The sequence below is a fragment of the Martelella alba genome (assembly GCF_005217455.1).
Classification (GTDB): Bacteria; Pseudomonadota; Gammaproteobacteria; order Enterobacterales; family Enterobacteriaceae; genus Acerihabitans.
The window spans coordinates 172,751-198,487 of record NZ_SZPQ01000006.1 but is presented as its reverse complement, the minus strand read 5'-3'; the positions used below and the strand labels follow the sequence as shown (position 1 = coordinate 198,487).

The following is a 25,737-nucleotide window of genomic DNA, read 5'->3' as shown; positions in this document are numbered from 1 at the left end:
CGGCTGGCAATGTTTAGATCAGCCCCGACAAGCGCAACTCGGTTTTCAGATAGGCATAATAGATGGGTGCCGCCACCAGACCCTCCAGCCCGAACGCCGACTCGAAGATCAGCATTGCCAGCAGAAGCTCCCATGATTTGGCCTGGATTCGATTGCCGACGATCTCCGCATTGAGAAAATATTCCAGTTTATGAATCAGGATAAGGTAAAGCAGCATGACGCCGGCTATTGGCAATGAAACCGATAATGCAGAAATGATAAACATGAAATTCGAGATCAGATTGCCGATAATCGGCAGCAAACCGAATATAAATGTGGCTATCACCAATGTCTTGGAGAGCGGCAGATGAATTTTGAACAGCGGGAAAAGCACCAACACCAGGACCGCCGTCAGCAGGGTGTTGACCAGGGATACCTTGATTTGGGCGAAGACAATATTGCGAAACGAGCTTGAGAGGTTCTGGATGCGCTGGAGCAATTGCTCGCGGAAATAGGTGGTGCGACCCGAAGGCTTATTCAACGAAATGATGGCGCCGATAATAAGGCCTATCAGAATGGTAATCAGGCCGTGCAGAAAGCTGCGGCCCATATTTCTGATGATAATCAGGTTTTTTTCCACCAGCTCGAATATTTGATTTTTGAGTTCTTCGGCGCTGTCGGGTAAAAATGCCGGAAAACTGGCGGGGAGATGATGGCGAATGCCGGAAAAGATGCGGTTTGTTTCCGAGGTCAAGTCGATGCCGCGCTGGATATTGGATGTCAGAAAGCTTACCAGGCTGACAATGGCCACGGACATCACCACGACGACGACCACGGCGATGATGCTCACTACCAGCCATCGGGCCCGGGTACCGCCAAGCCGCCTCTCGAACCAGGGCGTCATGGCGAAGATGATTTCATAGGCCAGAAAACCGGCGACGAAGCAGGGAAACAGATGCAATGGAATGATGATGGAAATGAACAAAATCATTAAAACATAAGAACTGATTTTGATTTGGGTATGGCTGATGCTCATTGTTGTTCCTTGCAAAACGCGCCGGTTCCATTTTACCGTTCATAAAATTAAATCATAGGCCGCATGACGGCAAAGATCATTTTTTGAAGGCCGGCGGATTTTGCGATCGCGCGCGCAAGGATAATCGTAAGACAGGCGCCGCCGCCATCATAAGCGGACGCCCGTCAATGACCGGCGATTATCCTGCCAAAGCGGCAAAGCGGCAAAGCGCCAAAGCGGCAAAGCGGCAAAGCGCCAAAGTGTCGGCGTGATGGGCCGATACGGCGCATCGTCGTATCGGCGAAAAGGCCGCTACTTGTCGAGAATCTGGGGATTGACGCAGTTGCGTCTCGGCCGGCCGGTCAATGCGGTAATGAGATTATCCACCGCCGCCGCGGCCATGGCGTGGCGCGTTTCGTGCGTGGCGGAACCCATATGCGGCATCAGTACCACGTTGGGTAAACGCCGTAGGGGGGAATCCGCGGCCAGAGGCTCGTGTTCGTAGACATCAAGACCGGCGGCCAGAATACGACGGCTTTCCAGCGCCGCTATCAATGAGGGTTCATCCACCACCGGTCCGCGACCGCCATTGATCAGGATGGCGCCGGGCTTCATCTTTGCCAGTTTTTCGCCATCGATCAGGTGACGGGTCTGTTCGCTCAACGGCAATATGATGCAGACAAAATCCGCTTCGGCCAATAACGCGTCCAGATCGCGGTACTCGGCGCCAAACTGCGCCTCGGCCTGCGGATGTCGGTGGCGGGCATGATATAACACGGGCATGGCGAACCCGTTGTGTCCCCGTTGCGCCAGCGCCATGCCAATCCTGCCCATACCGACGATCCCCAGCGTTTTGTGATGAACATCACTACCATACCAATCCGGAGCGGCGCTGGCGGTCCATTCGCCGCTCCGGACCCGGTTGTCCATCTCCACCATGCGTCGGGCGGCGGTCAACATCAGCCCCATCATCAAATCGGCGACGGTGTCCGTCAAGGCATCGGGGGTATGCATCAACAAAATGCCGCGCGCGCTCATCTCCGCCACATCGAATTGGTCGTATCCCGCCGATGCGGTGGACGCCACTTTCAGCGCCGGGAAAAAATCCATTATCGCTTTGTCGAACTTGTTGCTTGCGCCAATGATGCCCTGCGCATTTCGCAAAAGTTCCGCGTGCTTACGGCAATTCTCGTCAGTCAATCCGTCTATTTCCGTCACCTCGGCATGACGGCTCAAGCGTTGATGAAGGTCCTCGGGTAGCGGTTTGTAAGCGATAACGACAGGTTTCATCCTCAGTATTCCTCGTTCGATATGACATCATCACAGTCGCGCCAGCATAGCAGTTTTATCGGCGAACATCAGCGTTGGTTCTGTCCGGCCAGGTCAGGCCAGGCTCACGGTTTTCCGCCGGTCTGACTATCAGCGTCAGCCAAACGGAAACCAGTAGGGCGACGGCCATGAATACATAGGATGCCAAAGGCGAACCCGTCGCGCCGTTTAAATATCCCACCACCCAGGAACCGACGAAAGAGCCCAACGCGCCCATACTGTTGATAAGCGCCATTGCGCCGCCGGAAACATTCCGCGGCAGCATTTCCGGCACGATGGCGAAAAACGGCCCATAGGGCGCATACATGGCGGCGCCGGCGACCACCAGTAGCGTATAGGATCCCCAGAAATGATGGGCGCCCAAGGCATAAGAGGCCAGAAAAGCCATTGCGCCTATCAGCAGCAACGGCCAGACGAAAACCTTGCGTTTTTGCAGTTTGTCGGAAGCCCAGGAAACGATGATCATGGCGATGGTGGCGGCCAAATAAGGCACCGCGGACAGCCAACCGGCCTGGACCATGCCCATTTCCATGCCATTACGCAAAATCGACGGTAACCAGAGAACGAAACCGTAAACGCCGATGCTCCAGGCGAAATACTGAATACTCAGTATCACGACATTGCGTGAACGGAATGCCTCCCGATAATTATGCACCGCTTTGATATTTTTCTGTTCACGGGTCAATTGCTCTTGCAAGGCGGTTTTTTCTTCTTCAGTCAGCCAGTTTGCCTGGGCGGGTTTGTCATTGACCAAAAACCACCAGCAGAATGCCCAGATGACGGCGGGAACGCCCTCAAAGATAAACATTTCCCGCCAGCCGAACGAATTGATCAAATAACCCGACACCACCGACATCCACAGCACGGTGACCGGATTACCCAAAATAAGAAACGTGTTGGCGCGTGAACGCTCGGACCGGGTAAACCAGTTGCTGATATAAATCAGCAGCGCCGGCATGACCGCCGCTTCCACCACCCCCAGAGCAAAACGGATCGCCATCAGCATGGGAATATTAGTGACGATGCCGGTCAATGCGGCGAAACCGCCCCACAATACCAGGCACCAGAAAATCAACGTCTTTACACTACGTCTTTCGGCATACATCGCGCCGGGGATTTGAAAGAAAAAGTATCCCAGAAAGAACAAGGCGCCCAGTAAGGAGGAAATGCCTTTGGTTATGCCCAAATCATTATTGATTCCGGCGGCGGAGGCGAAGCTGAAATTGGCGCGGTCGAGGTATGCCAGACTGTAACTGATAAAAACGATCGGCATAATATACCACCAGCGTTTCGGTGCTAACTTGGCGATGCTCATACAGTTTTCCTCTCATGAGTAGGGGGCCGTTCAACCGCGACATGACGTTGCAACGGCCAGAGGTTTTACATCCGAGGTATGATGTCTATAGTGGCGACGAAACGGCTGGTATCGGTTCCATTTGCGCTTCGCCTCTATTACGCCCCGTGGTTAGTGCAATAGTTGAACAAATTCTTTGGTTACCGCCGCCAAATCTTCCCCATACAAGGGGAATTCGATTCCTCTGGGAACGTTATCCGGCAAGAGGGACAGCAAATGCCGCCAGTCCTCATCGCCGGCGCCGGGCGGCACGGCGCGCCAGCCCGTCGGGGTGGGCAAGGCCGTTTTGATATGGATATAACGGATATACGGAGCCAGTTGTTGCGCGGCAAGGACGGCGGATTCCCCTACCCACTGCCAGTTGCCCATGTCAAATGTCATGCCGATCGGCGTTTTATCCGCGGCGGCCTGTGCAAAAAAGGTCTTTAGCGGCGCCAGGGCGCCGCATTCGGTCTGGTCATTTTCCACCAGCAGTTGCGGGTGATATCCGCCCGGCAACCTGGGCGAAGGCGAGACAGCGTGACCGGGCATATAATGTCCCAACGATAATTTCAGCCGTTCGGCGCCTAGTTGCTCCGCCTCGTCCAGCAATAGCGATAAGCGGGGGTTAACGGCGCCATTTGGCGCGAATAATGCCTCGGGCGCGGAGTAATAGCAGCGCAATCCGTAACCGCGAATAGCCTGATGTAAATCCGGCAAGCATTTCAGATGGGTTTCGTTGAACAGTTCCCGACGGATTTCAACGCCGGATGCCCCTGATGCGGCGATAAAAGGCAGCACCTTCTGTTGTCCCCCCAAGGCTAGAACGCCATCATGACCGTAAGCGGCGGTGACGACGAAGATGTCGCGCTTCATCCTGGCTCCTCAAGACATCGCTGTTTTAAGATAAGAATAACGGTAGATGGTACCGGTTCCATTGGAAAGTCTGTTCTGTAGAATTTATGATCATGGTCACTATTTTTCCCCCAGAGTATCTTTGCGAAAGACTCTCGCCGTGATGTTCCGAAATGGCCCGCTGAAAACGCCAGGCACTTATGATGGAATCAGGCGGGACACTGTTCGTCAACCTTTGCGAGGTTTCGTTGCGGGCGGTGTTCGTTCACCGGCTGCCGCATGCCTTGTTTGCCGTTGACATGCCCCATTGTTGGTCCGGCGGATAATCAGTGGGTGGTGGACCCGCGCACGATCAGCTCGCCGCTGAAGGTCTGTTCTCTGACAGGGCCGTCGTATCCCTGGATACGTCTCAAAAGCTGCTCGATCGCGGCATGGCCGATTTGGTAGGTCGGCTGCTTGAAGGTCGTGATCCCCACGCCGGCAAGTTCCGCCCACTCCAGTTCATCAAAGCCCAATAAGCCGATATCGCCGCCCCAGCGCAGGTCTTGATGCCGTAAAGCCCGGGCAATTTGCAATGTCAGCGCGCCGTTGGCCGAAAGAATCGCTTTGCGCATACCGCGATGGCGGCGATTGAAGCTTCTAATGACATCGCCAAGGGCAGCGGCGTCATTCAACGCGCTTTCCCCCTCTTCGGCCAGCAAATTCGGGTGCGTCGACATACAGGCGCGAAAAGCCCGTAACCGCTCAATACGGGTATTTACCGTGCCAAGGGGTTCGCTGAGAAACAAGATGGCTTCGAAACCCTGTTCAATCAGATGTTCGGTGGCAAGGGTCGCGGCCTCATGGTTATTCAGCCCCACCATATCGCAGGCGAAATCGGAGATTTTGCGGTCGATGAGCACCATGGGCAAAGAAGACTGCTGTAACAGCGCCAAGGCCTCTTCGTGCATGCCCACGGCATTCACCACAATGCCTTCCACCTGATATCCGTTAAGCAGTTGTAGATAATGGCGTTCCTGGTTGACTTCATTATTGGTGTTGCAGACCAGCAGGGTGAACCCCGCCTGCCGGCAAGCCGCTTCAATGCCCCGCATCACTTCTACGGAATAGGGATTGGTGATGTCGGCGATGATAAGGCCGATTAACCGTGTTTGGCCGCCCTTCAGGCTGCGGGCCATCTGGCTGGGACGATAGTCCAGGCGGACGATGGCATTCTCGATGCGCTGCTTGAGGTCGGCGGATAATCGGTGATGTTCGCCATTCAGGTATCGTGACACGCTGGTTTTACCGCTGCCCGCCGCTTTGGCGACATCGCTGATGGTCGCGCGGACAGTTTGGCGGGCGCCCTTTTTGACGTTCAATGTTTGTTCCCCTGATATTCGACGCACGCATCCGTGGCGGGCTTGTTCGCCGTTTGGCTATAGCGGTAGCATAGCGTTTTACGGCCTGGCGACAACCCCCTCATCGCGGCGCCATTGCAGCAGTAAGATACGGTGGCCGGTTTCTTCGTTAAAGACGCTGCCGGTTTGCCGAAAACCCTGCTGATGGTAAAAGGCCCTGGCCGGGTGGTTGAGCCGATAGACTTCCAGTGATAACACCGCATAGCGCTGTTTTGCCCTGGCCATCAGGGCGCTGCCGATACCCTGGCGGTTGAAGGCGGGCGCCACAAAAATCGCGCCGATGAACCGTTCCATCATGATGCTGATAAAACCGGTCAGTTTGCCGTTTTGCTCGTCCACCCAACTGCGTGATCCGGGCAAATATTCGTCGCGGACCAACGGCAGGCTTTCCAGCCAATAATCGCTACCGATAAAAGGGTGGGCGAGCGTGGTGCTTTCCAGCCAAAGCGACAACAATGGCTGCATATCGTCTTGCCTGAATTGGCGTATCATGCCGCGGTCCGGGAGAAGACGGCGGGAGCGACGCCCTCGCCGCCGCCGTCAGGCGCCGGCGGGCTGGGATGATGGTTTGACAACGTCCCTCCTCAATGATCAATTCGCCGCTTTGCCAGGGCCGCCGACCCGGCCTGGCGCCGGAATGCGCGGCGACGTCCGGGCCCGCCGCGCCCTCACCCGTTATGAAATCGTACTTGTTGCCGGATCCGGGCTGTATATCTTACCGCCAGAGGGTATACTGGCGCATTCTTAATAAACCCACTTTTAGCGCGTACGAATTCAACATGCAAAAGTTTGATCCCAAGACCTTTCAAGGCCTGATCCTGACATTACAGGATTATTGGTCGCGTCAGGGCTGCACCGTCGTCCAACCTTTGGATATGGAAGTCGGCGCGGGCACGTCCCACCCCATAACCTGTTTGCGGGCGCTTGGCCCGGAGCCTATCGCCGCCGCTTACGTTCAGCCGTCCCGCCGGCCCACCGACGGACGCTATGGCGAAAACCCCAACCGCCTCCAGCATTATTACCAGTTCCAGGTCATCATCAAACCTTCGCCGGATAATATCCAGGAACTTTATCTTGGTTCTTTGAAGGAGGTGGGGCTCGATCCCACCGTTAACGATATCCGTTTTGTTGAAGATAACTGGGAAAACCCGACGTTGGGCGCCTGGGGATTGGGATGGGAGGTCTGGCTCAATGGCATGGAGGTCACGCAATTTACCTATTTTCAGCAAGTGGGCGGGTTGGAGTGCCGTCCCGTCACCGGCGAGATTACCTATGGCCTGGAACGACTGGCCATGTATCTGCAAGGGGTCGACAGCGTCTATGATCTGACCTGGAGCGACGGGCCGTTGGGGAAAACCACGTATGGCGATATCTACCACCAAAATGAAGTGGAACAGTCCACCTATAACTTCGAATACGCTGATGTGGATTTTCTGTTCGTTTGTTTTGATCAATATGAAAAGGAAGCCCAAAAGTTGCTGGCGTTAGAGCAACCCCTGCCGTTGCCAGCCTATGAACGTATTTTGAAAGCGGCGCACAGCTTCAATCTGCTGGATGCGCGCAAGGCCATTTCGGTCACCGAACGCCAGCGCTATATCCTGCGCATCCGCACCTTGACCAAGGCAGTGGCGGAGGCCTATTACGCTTCCCGCGAGGCGCTTGGGTTCCCGATGTGTAAGAAGAACGAGAAATAATAAGGGGCAACCATGATGCAACACACATTTCTGGTGGAAATCGGCACGGAGGAGTTGCCGCCGAAAGCGCTTCGCCATATGGCGCAGTCGTTTGCCTCTTTGTTTGGCGCGGAACTGGATGCCGCCGACATCACCCATGGCGATATCCGCTGGTTCGCCTCCCCGCGTCGGCTGGCGTTAAAGGTGGCTGATGTCGCCGCGGCCCAGGCTGATCGCGTTATTGAAAAACGCGGTCCGGCCGTTTCGCAGGCTTTCGATGCCGATGGCCGGCCGACCAAGGCGGCCGAAGGCTGGGCGCGCGGTTGCGGCATTACTGTCGAACAGGCGGAGCGGCAAGTGACCGACAAGGGCGAATGGTTGCTGTATCGGGCAACGGTGACGGGGCGGCCGGTACGGGAATTATTGTGCGAGAAAGTCAACGCCGCATTGGTTAAGCTCCCCGTGCCGAAGATGATGCGTTGGGGCGACAGCGATGTGCAGTTTGTCCGTCCGGTACACACGGTCACCCTACTCTTGGATGAAGCCGTAATCACGGGGCGGGTTCTGGGCGTCGAATCCGGCCGGACATTACGTGGCCACCGTTTTATGGGCGAGGCTGAAGTGACTCTCGATCACGCCGATCACTATCCTGCCCTGCTGGCCGAGCGGGGCAAAGTGATGGCCGATTACGAAGCGCGCAAAGCGGTCATCAAACGGGATGCGGAAGCCGCCGCGGCACGGATTGGCGGCAGGGCCGACTTGAGTGACAGCCTGTTGGAGGAAGTTACGTCGCTGGTGGAGTGGCCGGTGGTGCTGACGGCGAAATTTGAAGAAAAATTTCTCGCCGTGCCCGCTGAAGCCTTGGTTTACACCATGAAAGGCGACCAGAAGTATTTCCCGGTCTATGATGAACAAGGCAAATTGCTGCCAAATTTCATCTTCGTCGCCAATATCGTGTCGAAAGATCCCCAGCAGGTGATCTCTGGCAATGAAAAAGTGGTGCGTCCGCGACTGGCTGACGCCGAGTTTTTTTTCAATACCGACCGTAAAACCCGTTTGGAAGATCGCTTGCCGCGGCTTGATACCGTATTGTTCCAGCAACAGTTGGGCACGCTGAGGGATAAAAGTGATCGCATCGAATCACTTTCCGGCTGGATAGCCGGCCGGATTGGCGCGGATGAACACGTGGCCGCCCGCGCGGGCTTGTTGTCCAAATGCGATTTGATGACCAACATGGTCTTTGAGTTCACCGACACCCAGGGCGTGATGGGCATGCATTACGCCCGGTACGACGGCGAACCTGAATTGGTGGCGCTGGCGCTTAACGAACAATATCAGCCGCGTTTCTCCGGCGACGCGCTGCCGTCCACGCCCGTGTCCAGCGCCGTGGCCATCGCGGACAAGATGGACACCCTGGCCGGTATTTTCGGCATCGGTCAACATCCAAAAGGGGATAAAGACCCCTTCGCCCTGCGCCGCGCCGCTCTGGGCGTGTTGCGTATCATTGTCGAGCAGCGTTTGCCGCTGGATTTGCAGACCCTGACCGAAGAAGCGGTTCGGCAGTATGGCGAGAAACTGACCAATCCGCGGGTGGTGGACGATGTCATCGATTTTATGCTGGGCCGTTTCCGCGCCTGGTATCTGGAGGAAGGCCATAGCGTCGATACCATCCTGGCGGTGCTGGCGCGGCGCCCGACCCGCCCGGCGGATTTCGACGCCAGGGTCAAGGCGGTAAGCTATTTCCGCACGTTGGATGAGGCCGTTTCACTGGCGGCGGCCAACAAGCGGGTATCCAACATTCTGGCCAAAGCGAGCGACCGGTTAAACGACAGCGTCCAGGCTTCGCTGCTGAAAGACGCGGCGGAGATTCAATTGGCCACGCACCTTACGGTATTGCGCGACAAGCTGGAACCGCTGTTCGAGCAAGGACGCTACCAGGAGGCGCTTTCGGAATTGGCCGCCCTGCGCGAGCCGGTGGACGCCTTCTTCGATAAAGTGATGGTGATGGACGACAATGTCGCTGTACGGGTTAATCGCCTAACGTTGCTCAATCAATTGCGGCAGCTGTTTTTGCGCGTGGCGGATATCTCGTTACTGCAATAACGGCTTAAGGGGACCAGGCCGGTTAAGCCGGCCTGTAGGTGGCGATGTAAGACATCCCGCTCCCCTCGATAGTCCCTTGGGAAAACCATCTGATTAATAAACGTATATTGATTAGAAACCATACTGAATCCCTTCGCCTCCGGACGGATATGGGCGTATATTAGCCAGACAAAATGGTAAGTAATTGGCTAAGGAGTATGCACATGTGGGTTTCCGTTCGGCTAACGCGTTTACGTTATATGCTAATGCTTCTCATTGCATTGGCGCTGGCGACGCAACTCGCCGCGTGCGGCGACAAGGAGCCGGATCAGCGCAAGGCTTTTATACAGTTTTTGCAGACCACAGTGCTGCCTGGCGGCGAAAGATTACCGGCTCTTAGCGATGTACAGAAGCAACAATTCGGCCCATACGCCAACGACTATCAGATTTTACTGACGTTCACCCAGCAATTCACTCACGCGGTCAACACGGGCTTGGCGCCGGTGTTGGATATTATCAGCCAGATCCGTATCCCACAGGATTATCTGACCCGCCGCGGGGATTTGCAGCAAGCCGCCGGAGCGTTGAATCTGCTTGGCCCGCAAATGGCCGGTATGCAGCGGCAGGCTGAAAACGGCCGGGCGGGGCTGAAACAACCGGATGACCTGAAAGCGGTCTACAATCAGGCCTATGACAAGTTGGTGACGCAGGCCATCGCCAAAGTCACGCCGGTGGTTACCTACGCGGCAACACTGTCCGCTACGCTGGTGCAGGTGGGAAACTTTCTCAGTATGCAGGGCAATCAGGTTACTTTCGGCCCGACGTCTATCATGTTCCCCACCCGTATACAGGCGACGCAGTACAATGAATTGATGAAGGGCCTGACAAGCCAGCACGAACAATTGGTGCAGGCACAAAATGATGCGGGCGCGTTATTGCCCTGATATGTTTGTTTATCGCCGGGATCCCGGGCAATGTCGGCCGGCGATGTCTCTTCGCGCGTTTGATTTACCCGGCGCGCCCTTAACCCCGCTTTTTGGCGCGGGAATACGCCGAGTCCGGGGAGGGCTCGGCCCATTGATCGCGGCGGCCCCTCTTGTTCTACACTGGGTATAAGTGTTGGCGCGCAGCCGACAGACCGGTGGCGGTAAGTTTCTTTCAGTTTTCACTGATCACGTTGTGAGATCAGCCGCAAATTTCCTTTCCTGTTCCGTAAGTCGCCCGTAAGTCAGCGGGTTGGCTTCAAATAAATTGTGATTTTAATCACATTTTTTAAACAAACCTGCCCGTATAAAACGTGACTTACATCACAAAAAAGTTTCTTACGCTGACCAAAAGTTAAATTGTGATTTATTTACATCGATTATTTGTGATGTAAATCACTCAATTAGGGGGCCTTAGGGGGGGTAAGCGGTGATGGACATCACACTTTCCCGGCGGGAGTACGCTTAACTTTCTGAGCGTGGTAGAGTCGCGCTGCTTATAGAACTACCGGCAGTATTCGCAACACTGTCGCAACAATATTATTCACGCGCCCTTATTGCCTGGCGCGTATCAATAGGGGTGAGTTTTTATGTCTTCAGCGGATATCAAGGTCAAAGTACAGAATTTTGGCCGGTTCCTCAGCAATATGGTCATGCCGAATATTGCGGCCTTTATTGCCTGGGGGATCATCACGGCACTGTTTATACCCACGGGGTGGACCCCGAATGCAACCCTGGCCAAACTGGTCGGCCCGATGATCACCTACTTGTTGCCGCTGCTGATCGGCTATACCGGCGGCCGTTTGGCTGGCGGCGAGCGCGGCGGCGTGGTCGGCGCCATCACCACGATGGGCGTGATCGCCGGCGCCGATATGCCGATGTTTTTGGGTTCGATGATTGCCGGGCCGCTGGGCGGCTGGTGCATCAAGCGTTTTGACCGGGCGGTCGACGGCAAAATCAGAAGCGGTTTCGAGATGCTGGTTAACAACTTCTCCGCCGGCATCATCGGTATGTTGCTGGCCATCCTGTCGTTCCTGCTGATAGGGCCGCTGGTGGAGATGATTTCCCATGTCTTGTCGGCCGGCGTCAACCTGATGGTGCGTCACGACTTGCTGCCGCTGGCGTCTATCTTTGTTGAACCAGGCAAAATCCTGTTTTTGAATAACGCCATCAACCACGGCATCTTCTCGCCGCTGGGCATTCAGCAGGCCACCGCCACCGGTAAATCCATTTTCTTCCTGATTGAAGCCAACCCTGGTCCGGGCATGGGCGTCCTGATGGCGTACATGCTGTTTGGCCGCGGCACCGCCAAACAATCCGCCGGCGGCGCGGCCATCATCCACTTCCTCGGCGGGATTCACGAAATTTATTTCCCGTATGTTCTGATGAACCCGCGTTTGCTGCTGGCCGTTATTCTTGGCGGCATGACCGGGGTCTTCACCCTGGGCGTGTTGCACGGCGGCCTGGTTTCTCCCGCTTCTCCCGGCTCCATCATTGCGGTATTGGCCATGACCCCGCGTGGCGGCTATTTCGCCAATATTTCCGCTGTGGTTGCCGCGTTCGCCGTCTCTTTCGTGATTTCCTCCATTTTGCTCAAGAGCACCAAGGTTAAGGAAGACGAGGGCGAAGATCTTGAAGAAGCGACTCGCCGCGTTCAAACCATGAAAGCGCAATCCAAAGGTATGGCCGCGCCTGTCTCGGCCGGCGCCACCGGCGATATGAGCTCGGTTCGTAAAATCATCGTCGCCTGCGATGCCGGTATGGGTTCCAGCGCCATGGGCGCCGGCGTACTGCGCAAGAAGGTCAATGAAGCCGGACTGAAGAATATCAGCGTAACCAACACCGCCATCAATGATCTGCCGGATGATGTCGATTTGGTTATCACCCACCGTGATTTGACCGAGCGCGCCATGCGTCAGGCGCCCCAGGCCCAGCATATTTCGCTGACGAACTTCCTCGACAGCCATTTGTACACCGATTTGACCGCGCGTCTTGTGGCGGCGCAAAAAAACAGCAGTAACCAGCAGAAAGTCATCACTACCCTGGATGACAGTTTCGAAAATAGCGAACAAAATCTGTTTCGCCTGACCGAGGCCAATATTTTCCTGGGCCAGCACGCGGATAATAAGGAACAGGCTATCCGGTTCGCCGGCCAGCAACTTGTCAAGGGCGGCTATGTCACGCCGGAATATGTTGAAGCGATGCTTGAACGGGAAAAGCTGACTTCCACTTATCTGGGCGAATCCATCGCCGTGCCGCACGGCACTATCGAAGCCAAGGACAAAGTACTGCGTACCGGCATCGTTTTTTGTCAATATCCCGATGGCGTCCGGTTCGGTGACGAAGAAGACGATATCGCCCGTTTGGTTATCGGAATCGCGGCCCGGAACAATGAACATATTCAAGTCATCACCAGCCTGACCAATGCGCTGGATGACGAAAGCGTCATTGCCCGGTTAAGTAAGACCACCAATGCCGCGGAAGTCCTGGAGATTTTGCAGGGAAATAACACCGCGGTCAGCAACGCATCGTAACGCACGGCATCCGTTGTTAATGAGAGGGGCCTGTCATGGCCCCTTTTTAGCTAAGAAAATCCAAGGTCAATTCTATGAAAGCATTACATTTCGGAGCAGGTAATATCGGTCGCGGCTTTATCGGCAAACTTTTGGCCGATGCCGGGATCGAAGTGGTCTTCGCCGACGTCAACCAAATCGTGCTGGATGCGCTGAATGCACGCCATCAATACGAGGTCCATGTCGTGGGCGAACAAGCGCGGATCGATAAGGTAAACAACGTCAGCGCCGTTCACAGCGGCAGCCCGGATGTGGCGGCATTGATAGCATCGGTGGATTTGGCGACCACGGCGGTGGGACCGCAGATCCTGGAAAAAATCGCACCCGGTGTCGCGCAGGGCTTGATCAAACGCCACGACGCGGGAAACACGCGGCCGCTGAATATCATCGCTTGCGAGAATATGGTGCGGGGCACCAGCCAGCTTAAGCAGCATGTCTATAAGGCGTTGCCGGAGCATTACCGTAATTGGGTTGACGAACACATTGGTTTTGTGGATTCGGCGGTGGACAGAATTGTACCGCCGGCCGAGGCCGGCAATCAGGATCCGCTGGCCGTCACTGTGGAAACTTTCAGCGAATGGATCGTCGATAAAACTCAGTTCAAAGGCGAGCCGCCAACGATCGCCGGCATGGAATTGACCGATAATCTGATGGCGTTTGTGGAGCGCAAACTATTCACTTTAAATACCGGTCACGCCATCACCGCCTACCTGGGCCAATTGGCGGGGCACCGGACCATTCGCGAAGCCATTCTCGATCCGCAAGTCCGCCAGGTCGTCAAAGGCGCCATGGAGGAAAGCGGCGCGGTGCTGATTAATCGTTACGGGTTCGATCCGGAAAAGCATGCCGCCTACATCAACAAAATACTGCAGCGCTTTGAAAATCCCTACCTGCACGACGATGTTGAGCGCGTCGGCCGACAGCCGTTGCGTAAACTCGGCGCGGGCGACCGTCTGATTAAACCGTTGCGCGGCACGCTGGAATACGGTCTGCGCCACGACAATCTCATGAAAGGCATCGCCGCGGCGATGCGTTACCATAGCGATCAGGATCCCCAGGCGCAGGAATGGGCGGCGTTGCTGGAAAAATCAGGTCCCGAGGCGGCGCTGGCGCAAGTCTCCGGACTGGAGAAAGACAGTGAGGTGGTTCGGCAGGTGGTGACAATCTATAACGCCATGCAATGACGATCGAGACCCGGGAGCGGGAGGGCCTCGTTCCCGGATTTTACATGGTGTTGGCGATGACGGAAACTACGCAACTGCATGAAAATCAGGTTCTTGAGCGGCTGAATGCCGGTACGACGGTACAGGATCTGATGGAAGCGGCGGTGAACTTATTGGCCGAGGCGGTCAATATTCTCATGCTGCAAATATTCCGCAAGGATGACTACGCGGTGAAGTATGCCGTGGAACCGCTATTGGTCGGCGCCGGGCCGCTTGGCGAATTGCCGGTACGCTTGAAACTGATTTATGCCTTGGGCGTTATCAGTCGACACGAATATGAAGATGCCGAACTGCTGCTGGCCTTACATGAGGCGCTGCAAGATGATCCGAACGATTACCGGTTCACCGACGATGAGATCCTGGGACCGTTCAGCGAATTGCATTGCGTCGCGGGTTTCCCTCCGTTGCCGGATTTTTCGCGCGTCACAGGGGATGAGGCATTAGTCAGGATGCAGCAACAACGCTATCAACAGATCGTTCGCTCCACCATGGTGCTGTCGGCCACCGAGTTTTTGGTGCGCATCAGCGCCAAAAAAGCCTTTAGTGACAAATTGCTATTGAAATGAAAAAACCATCCCGGGGGATGGTTTTTGAACGACAGACGGGTTTACTTGGCTTCGCCGAACCGTTTGGCCGCTTCGTCCCAATTCACCACGTTCCAGAACGCCTTGATATAGTCGGGGCGACGGTTCTGGTATTTCAGATAGTAGGCGTGTTCCCATACATCCAGGCCCAGAATGGGGTAACCGGAGACGCCGGAGATGGCTTCACCCATCAGCGGGCTGTCCTGATTGGCGGTGGATACGACCGCCAGCTTATCGCCTTTGAGCACCAGCCAGGCCCAGCCGGAACCGAAACGGGTCGCGGCGGCCTTTTCAAACGTTTCCTTGAAGGCGTCCACAGAGCCAAAGTCCCGTTCGATAGCGGCTTTCAATTCGCCCTGTAACGTCGTGCCCACTTTCAGGCCCTTCCAGAACAGACTGTGGTTGGAATGGCCGCCGGCATTGTTGCGCAGGGCGGTTTTTTTGTCCGCCGGAACCTGATCCAGTTTTTTCAGCAGTTCATCCACCGGCAGGCTAGCGAATTCGCACAGCCCTTCCAACGCGGCGTTGGCATTGTTGACATAGGTTTGATGGTGTTTGGTGTGATGGATTTCCATCGTTTGTTTGTCAAAATGCGGTTCTAAGGCGTCGTAAGCATACGGCAAGGATGGCAGAGTATAGCTCATATTAATCTTCTCCATGTTATCGTGAGGCGACACCGGAAACCTGTGTTAGTGCCGCGTAATCAATCTGATCATTATAGTTAATTAAACGTTTATGAAAACGTTTATCAGTGCCTTTTATAGCGCATGTTTAGCTTTACAAATCCATTATTCGTTGCGGATGGGTATAGATGGTCGCCCTGCCTGGCTTACTGAAACCCACCAGGGTTAATCCGCACCGCTCGGCCACATCCACCGCCAGCGCCGTGGCGGCGGATACCGCAAAAAGAATTTCAACCCCGCACATGGCGGATTTTTGCACCATTTCATAACTGGCGCGGCTGGAAACCAGCACCGCCCCATCCCTTGCGGCGCTTTTTGCCCGATAGCCCAGCAATTTATCCAGCGCCACGTGGCGGCCGACATCCTCGCATCCGAACGCCAGCCCTTCTTCCGGCGTAATCCAGGCCGCCGCATGGGTACAACCGGTCTGCCGGCCGATGGGCTGGACCTCTTTTAACTGCGCCAGCGCCTGATCAAGCCGGTTGAGCGGCCAGGTCTGGGTCACCGGCAACGATGTGATCGGCCTGGCGATATCGTCAAGCTGCTCGACGCCGCAGACGCCGCAGCCGGTCCGACCCGCCATGGCCCGCCGATGTTCTTTCAGGGCCATGAAACGCCGGCTGGACAGCTCGATTTGTACTTCCATGCCGTTACAGGCGGCAAGCACATCCATGCCGTAGATCTCGCCGGGGGATTCGATAATGCCTTCGGAAAGAGAGAAACCCAATGCGAATTGCTCAAGTTCCTTGGGGGTGGCCATCATCACCACATGGGAGATACCATTGTAAACCAGCGCCACCGGCACTTCTTCGGCCAGCCAATCCGGCTCGGCCCGGTCCAGGCGGCCGCGTTGGCGTACATTGCATTGCCGCATGCCCGCCTGGTCGGCGGAATCGGTTTTCGTTAGGGGAAGGTGTGCATTCAAAGCGGCGTATCCAAAGTGAAAACGAGATGAATCCCGTGACGCATCCAGTTATTTTTTATTCTACACCGGTCCTTTGCGAAGTTGCAGCGTTGATGTCGAGGGACATGCCGCATCGCGGGAGCGCTAAACGCGCCCTTGCCGACGGCGCCCGGTCCGGACTGACGGACATCGCCCGCGCGTCGCCCCCGACGGAGGGGGCCGCGGAAAAAGTGCCGGCGCGGCCAAAAATGGCTATGCTCTAGAAAGCGTATTGATTAACGCGATGACAAAAAGGGAATACCCATGCGATTTACCCTTGCAACGGCAGTATTTATCCTGACGGCCTGGTCGCTGACGGTCGCCCCCGGTTTCGCCCAGGCGCCGGATGCACCGCCGCCGCCCGGCATGATGGCGCCGGCAGGCGCGCAGGCCGCCGACAACGATATTGCATTAGTGGACGGCAAAATGACGTTACGCCTGCCTCAAGGCTTTGCCGATCAAAGCCGGCGGGACGCTAACGCTCAGCAGACCGGCGTTGCGGTCCATTTGTATGTCAGCCGCTTGCATGCGCAAGTGGTCGGCATCAGCGAAATCAAGACCGCAGCCGGCGATGCCAATGACACCAGCGATGCGGCTTTCGATAAAATGGCGCAAGGCGCGCTGTCGGGACTGAAGACCCAATTCAGCGATGTTCGCCAGACCGGCCGGACGGTAACCATGGCGGGCGGACGAAAATTTCTGCGTATCGACAGCGATCAAACGATGAAAGGCGAGTCCATGGCCGGCACGACATTAGTTACGCCTTTCGCCGGTCACGTGATAACGCTACAGGTATTGACGCCAAAAGCCGACGTTAAAAGCCATGCCCGGCTGGTGGACGACATTCTCGCCAGTATTGCTTTCCACTAACGGGCGACAGTGTTTTTCGCCGGGGCCGTGTCGTCCAGACTGCGCCGTCGGTAACATTGCCGCTGTATTGCGATGAAATGTTATAAATTAATCTGTGAGGGTTATCGTAATCCGGAAATTCCCTTCCTTGGCAGCTGTTTCCCTGGTGAAACCGGGACTAACGTTAAGTAAAACATACAGGCCGCTTTAGGTCTTGTGTCGACGTTGTCCGCCGATACCGGTCACTGCCGGCCGGTAAGGCATCATCAGGGTCTGTTGCGTGTTAAGGAGAAACCATGGCTCAAAATCCTCCCGTAAGCCGGTTAATCCCCGGCGAATATGGTTACCCGCTAGAACTCAAACCACGCTATAACAATTTCATCGGCGGAGAATGGGTGGCGCCGGTAAACGGCGAATATTTCGTCAATTTAACGCCCGTTACCGGCCAGCCATTGTGTGAAATCGCCAGCTCAGGGCCAGGAGACATCGATTTGGCCCTGGACGCGGCGCATAAAGCCAAGGCCGCCTGGGGCGGCATGTCGGTGCAAAACCGCGCGGGGATTCTGTTTCGCATTGCCGATCGGCTGGAGCAGAATATCGATTTGCTGGCGGCGGTGGAAACTTGGGACAACGGCAAGCCAATCCGCGAAACCAGCGGAGCCGATGTGCCGCTGGCCATTGACCATTTCCGCTATTTCGCTTCGTGTATCCGCGCCCAGGAAGGCGGCATCAGCGAAATCGATGCCGATACGGTGGCCTACCATTTTCACGAACCCCTCGGCGTGGTCGGCCAGATTATCCCTTGGAATTTCCCGTTGCTGATGGCCTGCTGGAAGATGGCGCCGGCCCTGGCCGCGGGCAACTGTATCGTACTGAAACCGGCCAAGCTCACCCCGCTGTCGGTGCTGGTTTTGATGGAACTGATTCAGGATTTGCTGCCGCCGGGCGTAGTGAATGTGGTCAACGGCGCCGGCAGCGAAATCGGCGAATATCTGGCCACATCGAAACGGGTGGCCAAGGTCGCTTTCACCGGTTCCACCGAGGTGGGCCGGGAGATCATGAATTATGCGTCGAAAAATGTCATTCCGGTCACGTTAGAGTTGGGCGGCAAATCGCCGAATATCTTTTTTGCCGATGTGATGGCCAAGGAAGACGCGTTCTTCGACAAGGCGCTGGAAGGTTTTACCTTGTTCGCCTTTAACCAGGGTGAAGTGTGTACTTGTCCCAGTCGGGCGCTGGTGCAGGAGTCCATTTACGAACGTTTTATGGAACGGGCGATAAAACGGGTTGAAGCCATTCGTAGCGGCAATCCGCTGGATACCCGGACCATGATGGGGGCGCAAGTTTCCTCCGGTCAGATGGATACCATCCTAAATTATATTGATATCGGTAAGAAAGAAGGCGCGGAAGTGCTGACCGGCGGACGGCGCAAGACAATGGATGGCGCGTTGGCTGAAGGCTATTATCTTGAACCGACGGTATTGTTCGGCAAAAACAGCATGCGGGTCTTTCAAGAAGAAATCTTTGGGCCGGTATTGGCGGTGACCACGTTCAAGGATATGGATGAGGCCTTGGCTCTGGCCAACGACACCGATTATGGCCTGGGGGCCGGGGTATGGAGTCGCGACGGCAACATTGCCTATCGCATGGGCCGAGGTATTCAGGCCGGTCGCGTCTGGACCAATTGCTACCATGCCTATCCCGCGCATGCCGCCTTCGGCGGCTACAAGCAATCAGGTATCGGCCGCGAAACGCATAAAATGATGCTGGAACATTATCAGCAAACCAAATGTCTGCTGGTCAGTTATTCCGACAAACCGCTGGGTTTGTTCTAACGAGGCACCTGGCGGCCGGCGGATGTCGGCCGCCAGCGCATCCGGACGGAAGCGACGGTGGCGTCGGGCCACCCGGAAGACCTGCCGCCGCCAACAAAGAGGCAACTTGGAGTATGACGAGTATACTTGCGGTAATCGTTGAACGCAGGTAATGAGGAAAGGGATGGCATCTGATAATAAGAACACAAGAATTAACTGGATAGACAATATTCGTGCTGTGGCTTGTTTGATGGTGATTGTGATCCATACCACAACATACTATGTGACCCACGGTTTCGAAATAGGGCGGGAAAATTGGTTAATTGCGAATATATTAAACTCCGCCTCCCGGGTTTCGGTTCCGTTGTTTTTCATGATCTCCGGTTTTTTATTTTTTGGCGAACGATGCGCTGAGAAAAAACATTTTACCCGCATCGTGGCCTGTATCGTTTTTTATAGTGCTATTGCGTTGATTTATATGCATTTTATGACGGAGATCAGTGTTGGTGACGCGCTGAACAACCTTTTTCAAAAACCCATTTTTTTCCATCTTTGGTTTTTTTACGCCTTAATTATTATCTATCTACTTTCTCCCTTGTTGAGTATAAAACCGGTATCCGGCCGCTATTTGCTGGTGCTGAGCCTACTGCTCGGCGTATTTGCCAATCCCAACACGGACACGATAAGCGTCGGCGATATTAATGTCCTGCCCTGGAACCTTTATGTCAACGGCGACGCCTTCTATTATGTCTTGTATGCGGTGCTCGGGCGCGCCATTGGCGTGATGGCGTCGCGGGGTCGATGGCTGACCTGGGGCATGGCGGCATTTTTTCTGATTTCCGTCTGTCTGATAGCCCTGGGAACCAAACAGCGATTGATCACAAACGGCGGCTATTCCGAAACCTATTATATGTACTGCGGCCCGCTGGTGTTTATTGCCGCCGTGAGTGTGTTTATCTTGATAAAACAGTTAGGCTCCCGCTCCTGCTGGCTGTTTCAGAAGATTTCCCGCCATTCCCTGGCTATTTACGGTTTCCATGCTTTTTTTATCAATGTCGCCCGTATTCATAATTGGGATTTCAAAAACATGCCGTTGCTGGATATCCCTGTAGTATTTATTATGACAGTGCTGTTGAGTTATGCGGCGGCGACCGCATTGGGAAAAGCCGATCGCCGTGGTTGGGTAAGCTGATTCGCCGGCGTCCCGCCCGTGCTTAGTCGTTCCAGCGTGATTGCGCCCGGCGCAATTGTCGCGCGGAGGAAAAACCGGCCGCCAGCGCCGATTTCTCGATGCCCATGCCCTGCCGCAAGCGTTGTTGCGCCACCACCAGCCGGAGCTGCTCAAGATACTCCCGGACGCTCAATCCCAGGTGAGTGCGAAACAGTCGCGTTAAATGCCGGCTGCTTAAATAAACCTGGCCGGCCAACTGATCAATATGCCAATCCGCTTCCGGTTCGCGCGCCAGAATATCCTGGGCCCGATGTACCGCCGGATGCAAATGGTTACGGTGGCGCAACCAGGGAGATAGCTGCGGATCTTCGCCGGCCCGGCGGAAGAAAACCACCATTTCCCGCGCAACGGCCACCGCCTGTGGGGGGCCGACATAGCGGCTCACCAGGTGAAGGGCCAGGTCGATGCCGGCGGTGATGCCGGTGCTGGTAAAGATCCCGCGATCCTCGACGAAAATCCGGTTTTCTCTGATCAGGGCGGCGGGAATCCGCGACGCCGGGGATCGCCAACACGCTGCCCTCGGGAAAGTCCTCCGGTATTGGCGCTATATCGCCAAGGGTCAGACCGATTGAGGTGATCACGTCCCGCTGCGGACCGATGTAATGCAGTCTGAAGGCGCCGGACAGCATAAGAACCTCCGCTGGACCGGTAAGATCCAACGCCATGGTACCGGGTAACACCAGAAAATAGATATCGCGCATATCCGGCGCTCCGTTTCAGACAGTACCGCGCTGCGCGGTTAATTGCGCCAGACAACCCGCCACATCGCGAATATCGGCGAAACGATCGGACAACACGGTTTCGGTGCGAAATTTCAGCTCATCGCTGTCAAGTGCACGTCCGGCGCGGGTCATCGGGAAAGTTAACGTCGCCTCGGTGACGAACGTCACGTGGTATCCCAGATCGGACGCTACCCTGGCCGTGGTTTCACAGCACTGCTCGGTGCGCATGCCGGCAATGATCAGGTGGGTGACCCGCCGCGCTCTTAGCCAGGCGTCCAGACCTGATTCAGTCAGGGCGTTATGGACATGTTTATGACAGACGATATCGGCTTGGTGAGTCAGAAACGGCAAGGGTTTAATCAGGCCGGAATCCAGACTGAATGGCCATTCGCCGGAATCGTGGAAGATGTCCGCCAGCAGAACGCCGCGTTGCCGGCAACCGTCGATAAGGGTTGTTAATGCCTGCCGGAACGCGGGCAACGCTTCCTCGGACCAGAAGGGCCGATGTAAAAACGATTGCTGGACGTCAATTATCAATAATGCGCTTTGTGTCATGGCCGGACTCCGTTTGTCTCTGCGTAACGCCATGGTGGCTTGGGGGAGGCGTTTTGAACAGGGCAAAACCGGCCATGATTGGGATCTTGCGGGACAAACTAGTCTTCTGTCCACACGCCCAGTACATAGCCGTCCGGATCTTTAAAATGAAAGCGTTGCCCGCCGGGGAAGGCGAACACCGGCTTAACGATTTCCGCTCCCGCCGCCTGCAGTTTTTGCAATGTCTGATGTAAATTCTCGGCATAGAAAATCACCAACGGCCCGCCATGGGGCGTGATCGTTTCAGTGGTGGTAAAACCGCCGGTGATTCGGCCATCGGAAAATTCAGTGTAAGTCGGTCCGTAATCCGTGAAAATCCAGCCGAACACCTCGCCGTAGAATGCCTTGGTTCGCGCCAAATCGCTGACATTAAATTCAACGTAGTCAATTTGACCGTTGCCGCCAATCTCTTTCATCGCCATATCCTCCGCGTGCGTAGGCGTGAGCCCGTCTCTACTCTATTCGAATCGCAGCTTCGCGGGGTTTCGCCACGAGGCGCGATGTTGATCGGATGTCTTAGTAAGTATGGACAGATTTTCCGAAGTTACCACCGCAATAATTATTAACCTCATAATCAAATTAAAATCTAATTTTGTATAGAGTTGCTAGTTATTTAATATTGATTTAGTATTGAATGACATAATCGGCTTGATATCATTTGGTTTAGCGTTTCAATTTCCGTTAAATGACGTTTTGCTAAAAAAACGCCTTACGCCGGTTATTTTTTACAAGGAACTGTTATGTTAAGTTTTACCTCGGTACTGCATGGATTGACCCGTTTTCTACCTTGTTGTTCGGATGCGAAAGATGTTGCCAGGAGCACTCGCGAGGACAATATGCAAACGCCTAAACCCGCCACTGTAAATAAAGTGGTCAACATCAATATCACGCCTTCCAGTCAGCAGGTTGCACAGGATGACAGGCAGGGACCGGCGGTCAGGAAAACCGCCGGCGCGGCGCAGCATTGCCCGCCGGCACCCCAGGAGAACAGCCATGAAAACCGAAGGATGCCGCGCCCGCGCCGCGTGCGTTTTAATAAAACCCATAGCGCCAACCGCGATGGCTTCACGTCGTTTACGTTTTCGCCGGACATGGGGTCGGGTAAAATCACCCTGTTGCCGAGGTAATCAGTCACGATAAATAAATAGACCTTGTCTGGGCTAAACCGGCAACAGTGGATATGGATTTTACTCTCCATTTCGAAGTAGTATTGGAATACCCCATTGTTTTCGTTTATGCTGCTCTTTGTCATTTCAACCCCTTGCACGAGGTTGTGTCGACGGACGTAAAAGCCTTGATGGATGTCTCGCGCGGCCGGTAAAGGGGTTTTTGCGCAATAAATCGACTGATATCGCTCCTTGCCGGCGCTAGTTTTGAATAGCGAGTCGATTATATAAAATGAAGTTATTCCGTGAGGTTTTATTACCTGCCGGGAAATAGAAATAATACTGAAACAGTATTTATTTCTATTTATCGTTTATGCCTAAATGTATTCACAGTGCGTCAGGGTGAAAAGTGTGAAAATTCTCGGACGCCCATACCCCAAATACGTCAAGTGGCATCGCGGCGGCAAAATCGTCAGGAACGAATTTGAATCGCCAACGGCGGGCCTCCGGTGAAAGATTGGATGTCTCTTATCGTAACCGGGAGCATGGCTGACTTTGTGACTGGGCTGAGCGAACGCCGCCAACGAAGAGGCGGTTTGAAGTATGACGAGTATAAACTGAATAATTCGCGTTATAGCGGGACGGCGATCGATCGAACCCCTGTCCCAGACGAGGGGGAAGCGTCGTCAGCTTTCGATCAGGAGAAAGCCATATGCTTGGAATGAAAACATGTTTTGGATTGTCGTTACACTGTTGCCAGAAGGCCGGTTACGAATCTGGCGAATACTCGCCGGCCCAGGCCGCCTTTCACAAAATAAAGGTCGACCAGTCGGCTCACGCCAGGGCAAACCCCGGCCCGCAACTCCCTCCGCCCGGACAAAGGGTTCCCTGTATCTGTATTCGGATAATGTCGTCCAATCCGTTCGCGAGTCCCCTCGACGACATTGCGCCTTACCCCACAGTGGTCACGATTAACCATTTGTTGTCTGAAAAACCGTTCAGCCGGCCGGACGTGCCAATGGCGGTGGTTACCCGCCAACCCACATCCACGGCCGTTTCACCGGCATTGACGACGAAAGTGGACGGTATGGCGGGTATTTTACACCTTTGATAGTGATCGTGTCCGCCATGGTGACAGGTCAGGCGTTACGCCATGGTATTCGCGGAATCCGGCTAAGATGTTTTCCCGTAGTGCATGCCTTCAAGTTTCATCCCGTCGGGATCAAGAAAAAACACCGCATAGTAGTCCGCGTAATATTCTCCGGCGGGGTCCACGATTTTCACGCCCTGTTGTTCCAACCAAGCCTGTAACGCGTCCACATCGCGGCGGCTGTTGAGCGACCAGGCATAATGATGGAAGCCGACATCGCCTTTCCGATAAGGGTGAGTTTTGCCTTGATCGTCGGCCTGGTAAATCCAGTAACGTGTGTTGCCGTTACTCCAGCCCATGGCGCCGGGCATTTCGTCCATGACCTCAAAGCCTAAAAATTTGAATAATCCGCTATAGAATTTCTTGGATGCGTTGAAATCGCTAACGCTGACGACCAGATGATCGACTGCTTGTACACGAGACATGACTATGCTCCTTCCATCAAGAGTCTGGCGTTGTCCCCCTCACCACAAGGTTAAGTGTAGCCTATGACGCCACAGGCGTTTTTGCCGGGATAGGCGTTAACCCTGGCCGCCAGGGGCGCGGCGCGGCGTCACGATTTTTCCCTGCTTACCTTCTCTGGATCAATGGCGTATCGCGGCTTTTGATGTATAAGGAAGGATTTGCAGACGATACCGGACGGGCATAAGCTATCTGGCGGATCGTTAAGTAAGGGTTACATTGTTGTTTAAGCCTTTTTTATCTAACAGGAGTTATCGCATGAGCAACGCGTTTTTGGATGCGATGGTCACTCGTCGCTCGATTTATGCCATTGGAAAAAAAGTGCCGTTGTCGGAGGATGAGATTACCGGGCTTATCAAGCAGGCGGTGAAACACAGTCCCTCCTCTTTCAATTCCCAAAGCTCGCGCGTAGTCGTGTTGTTCGGCAGCCAGCATGAAAAACTGTGGAACATTATCAAAGAAACGTTGCGCAAAATCGTCTCCGCCGAGGCATTCCCCACTACCGAAAAGAAACTGTCGGCCTTTGCGGCCGGGGTGGGCACGGCGCTGTTCTTCGAAGACATGCAAGTCATTGACACGTTGCAAAAACAGTTTGCCTCTTATGCCGACAATTTCCCCATTTGGTCGGAGCATTCCACGGGGATTGCGCAGTTCGCCGTATGGTCGACGCTGGCGCAGGAACATATCGGCGCCACCGTACAGCACTACAATCCCCTGATAGACAATGAAGTCAAACGTACCTGGCAATTACCCGACAGCTGGAAATTGCGGGCTCAGATGCCGTTCGGTTCCATTGAGCAGCAGGCGGGTGAAAAGTCATTTATTTCCGACCAAGAGCGTTTTCGTATTTTTAAATAACGGCGAAAAGCGCCATACGGCATCGCCGAGACCGGTTCGTTGAACCGGTCCGTACCAGGCTTGGGCCCCGCAAACCTGAATGAACATCTTGTTTCTCTCAAATGAGCGAGGGCTAACTATAGTTATGAGGCCGCTTGAAAAATGATCGGCAGGTTCGGGCGCATCGATTTTGCGGTGCGCGGGTAGCGGCGGAGTATTGAAGAGGAGACGAGCAATGACCAGGATTCTGATAGTTTTCCTGTTTTTCGTGGCGATATGCGCCGGCATCATGATGGTTCAGATGGGTGGCCGTTATC

The 25,737-nt window shown here is 54.8% G+C and carries 24 protein-coding genes; 12 read left to right on the top strand and 12 right to left on the bottom strand.

Features of this window, described 5'->3' with window-relative positions; all coding sequences use genetic code 11:
- Positions 1-13: 13 nt before the first annotated feature.
- The 6 genes from FCN80_RS07585 to FCN80_RS07560 all read right to left on the bottom strand — a co-directional run bounded on the left by FCN80_RS07585 (position 14) and on the right by FCN80_RS07560 (position 6,403).
- Complete coding sequence (locus tag FCN80_RS07585; protein ID WP_136989559.1) at positions 14-1,015, bottom strand: AI-2E family transporter; 1,002 nt, start codon at positions 1,013-1,015, stop codon at positions 14-16.
- A gap of 291 nt (positions 1,016-1,306) precedes the next feature.
- Complete coding sequence (gene ghrB / locus FCN80_RS07580; protein ID WP_136989558.1) at positions 1,307-2,284, bottom strand: glyoxylate/hydroxypyruvate reductase GhrB; 978 nt, start codon at positions 2,282-2,284, stop codon at positions 1,307-1,309.
- 55 nt (positions 2,285-2,339) lie between these two features.
- Positions 2,340-3,638, bottom strand: a complete 1,299-nt coding sequence (locus FCN80_RS07575) for an MFS transporter (protein WP_136989557.1) — start codon at positions 3,636-3,638, stop codon at positions 2,340-2,342.
- 150 nt (positions 3,639-3,788) lie between these two features.
- Complete coding sequence (locus FCN80_RS07570; protein ID WP_136989556.1) at positions 3,789-4,532, bottom strand: sugar phosphate isomerase/epimerase family protein; 744 nt, start codon at positions 4,530-4,532, stop codon at positions 3,789-3,791.
- Between the two features lie 305 nt (positions 4,533-4,837).
- A complete protein-coding gene (locus tag FCN80_RS07565; protein WP_136989555.1) occupies positions 4,838-5,872 on the bottom strand; it encodes a LacI family DNA-binding transcriptional regulator in 1,035 nt (344 codons plus the stop codon).
- 78 nt (positions 5,873-5,950) lie between these two features.
- Positions 5,951-6,403: an N-acetyltransferase gene (locus tag FCN80_RS07560; protein ID WP_136989554.1), complete on the bottom strand. Its 453-nt coding sequence runs from the start codon at positions 6,401-6,403 to the stop codon at positions 5,951-5,953.
- Positions 6,404-6,690: 287 nt separating this feature from the next.
- Here FCN80_RS07560 and glyQ point away from each other — a divergent pair, with 287 nt between their 5' ends.
- The 6 genes from glyQ (at position 6,691) to FCN80_RS07530 (ending at position 15,011) form a co-directional block, all read left to right on the top strand.
- A complete protein-coding gene (gene glyQ / locus FCN80_RS07555) occupies positions 6,691-7,605 on the top strand; it encodes a glycine--tRNA ligase subunit alpha (protein ID WP_136989552.1) in 915 nt (304 codons plus the stop codon).
- A 12-nt stretch (positions 7,606-7,617) separates the two neighbouring features.
- Positions 7,618-9,687 carry a glycine--tRNA ligase subunit beta gene (glyS, locus tag FCN80_RS07550; RefSeq protein ID WP_136989551.1) on the top strand — a complete coding sequence of 690 codons (2,070 nt, stop codon included), beginning with the start codon at positions 7,618-7,620 and terminating at the stop codon, positions 9,685-9,687.
- A gap of 203 nt (positions 9,688-9,890) precedes the next feature.
- On the top strand, positions 9,891-10,610 hold the full coding sequence (locus FCN80_RS07545) for a DUF3053 domain-containing protein (RefSeq protein ID WP_136989549.1): 720 nt from the start codon (positions 9,891-9,893) through the stop codon (positions 10,608-10,610).
- Positions 10,611-11,239: 629 nt separating this feature from the next.
- Complete coding sequence (locus FCN80_RS07540) at positions 11,240-13,183, top strand: PTS mannitol transporter subunit IICBA (protein ID WP_136989547.1); 1,944 nt, start codon at positions 11,240-11,242, stop codon at positions 13,181-13,183.
- Positions 13,184-13,257: 74 nt separating this feature from the next.
- Positions 13,258-14,406, top strand: a complete 1,149-nt coding sequence (locus tag FCN80_RS07535; RefSeq protein WP_136989546.1) for a mannitol-1-phosphate 5-dehydrogenase — start codon at positions 13,258-13,260, stop codon at positions 14,404-14,406.
- Between the two features lie 56 nt (positions 14,407-14,462).
- The gene (locus FCN80_RS07530) at positions 14,463-15,011 is read left to right on the top strand and encodes an MltR family transcriptional regulator (RefSeq protein WP_136989544.1); all 549 of its coding nucleotides are present in this window, start codon (positions 14,463-14,465) and stop codon (positions 15,009-15,011) included.
- 41 nt (positions 15,012-15,052) lie between these two features.
- Here FCN80_RS07530 and sodA read toward each other — a convergent pair whose 3' ends face one another.
- A complete protein-coding gene (gene sodA / locus FCN80_RS07525; RefSeq protein ID WP_136989543.1) occupies positions 15,053-15,673 on the bottom strand; it encodes a superoxide dismutase [Mn] in 621 nt (206 codons plus the stop codon).
- Between the two features lie 133 nt (positions 15,674-15,806).
- A complete protein-coding gene (fdhD, locus tag FCN80_RS07520) occupies positions 15,807-16,637 on the bottom strand; it encodes a formate dehydrogenase accessory sulfurtransferase FdhD (protein ID WP_230492547.1) in 831 nt (276 codons plus the stop codon).
- Positions 16,638-16,919: 282 nt separating this feature from the next.
- Between fdhD and FCN80_RS07515 the strand changes: the two genes are divergently transcribed.
- From FCN80_RS07515 to FCN80_RS07505, 3 genes are all read left to right on the top strand, one after another.
- The gene (locus FCN80_RS07515) at positions 16,920-17,525 is read left to right on the top strand and encodes a hypothetical protein (protein ID WP_136989541.1); all 606 of its coding nucleotides are present in this window, start codon (positions 16,920-16,922) and stop codon (positions 17,523-17,525) included.
- Between the two features lie 275 nt (positions 17,526-17,800).
- The gene (gene exaC / locus FCN80_RS07510) at positions 17,801-19,339 is read left to right on the top strand and encodes an acetaldehyde dehydrogenase ExaC (RefSeq protein ID WP_136989540.1); all 1,539 of its coding nucleotides are present in this window, start codon (positions 17,801-17,803) and stop codon (positions 19,337-19,339) included.
- A gap of 151 nt (positions 19,340-19,490) precedes the next feature.
- Positions 19,491-20,510: an acyltransferase gene (locus FCN80_RS07505; protein ID WP_306767856.1), complete on the top strand. Its 1,020-nt coding sequence runs from the start codon at positions 19,491-19,493 to the stop codon at positions 20,508-20,510.
- A gap of 22 nt (positions 20,511-20,532) precedes the next feature.
- On the opposite strand, the gene FCN80_RS26735 is transcribed toward FCN80_RS07505, so the two are convergent.
- From FCN80_RS26735 to FCN80_RS07490, 3 genes are all read right to left on the bottom strand, one after another.
- Entirely contained in the window at positions 20,533-20,934 is a 402-nt protein-coding gene (locus FCN80_RS26735; protein ID WP_230492546.1) for a helix-turn-helix domain-containing protein, read from the bottom strand.
- Between the two features lie 331 nt (positions 20,935-21,265).
- Positions 21,266-21,826: a cysteine hydrolase family protein gene (locus tag FCN80_RS07495; RefSeq protein WP_136989536.1), complete on the bottom strand. Its 561-nt coding sequence runs from the start codon at positions 21,824-21,826 to the stop codon at positions 21,266-21,268.
- 98 nt (positions 21,827-21,924) lie between these two features.
- Positions 21,925-22,281 (bottom strand): VOC family protein, encoded by a 357-nt coding sequence (locus FCN80_RS07490; protein ID WP_136989535.1) that lies wholly within the window; start codon positions 22,279-22,281, stop codon positions 21,925-21,927.
- A gap of 324 nt (positions 22,282-22,605) precedes the next feature.
- Here FCN80_RS07490 and FCN80_RS07485 point away from each other — a divergent pair, with 324 nt between their 5' ends.
- Positions 22,606-22,992 (top strand): hypothetical protein, encoded by a 387-nt coding sequence (locus FCN80_RS07485; RefSeq protein ID WP_136989533.1) that lies wholly within the window; start codon positions 22,606-22,608, stop codon positions 22,990-22,992.
- A gap of 886 nt (positions 22,993-23,878) precedes the next feature.
- Positions 23,879-24,082, top strand: coding sequence for a hypothetical protein (locus FCN80_RS07480; protein ID WP_136989531.1), 204 nt, complete (start codon positions 23,879-23,881; stop codon positions 24,080-24,082).
- A gap of 62 nt (positions 24,083-24,144) precedes the next feature.
- Here the strand turns inward: FCN80_RS07480 and FCN80_RS07475 are convergent, their stop codons facing one another.
- The gene (locus tag FCN80_RS07475; protein WP_136989530.1) at positions 24,145-24,546 is read right to left on the bottom strand and encodes a VOC family protein; all 402 of its coding nucleotides are present in this window, start codon (positions 24,544-24,546) and stop codon (positions 24,145-24,147) included.
- Positions 24,547-24,841: 295 nt separating this feature from the next.
- Here FCN80_RS07475 and FCN80_RS07470 point away from each other — a divergent pair, with 295 nt between their 5' ends.
- Complete coding sequence (locus FCN80_RS07470) at positions 24,842-25,441, top strand: nitroreductase family protein (protein WP_136989528.1); 600 nt, start codon at positions 24,842-24,844, stop codon at positions 25,439-25,441.
- The last annotated feature ends 296 nt before the right edge of the window (positions 25,442-25,737 follow it).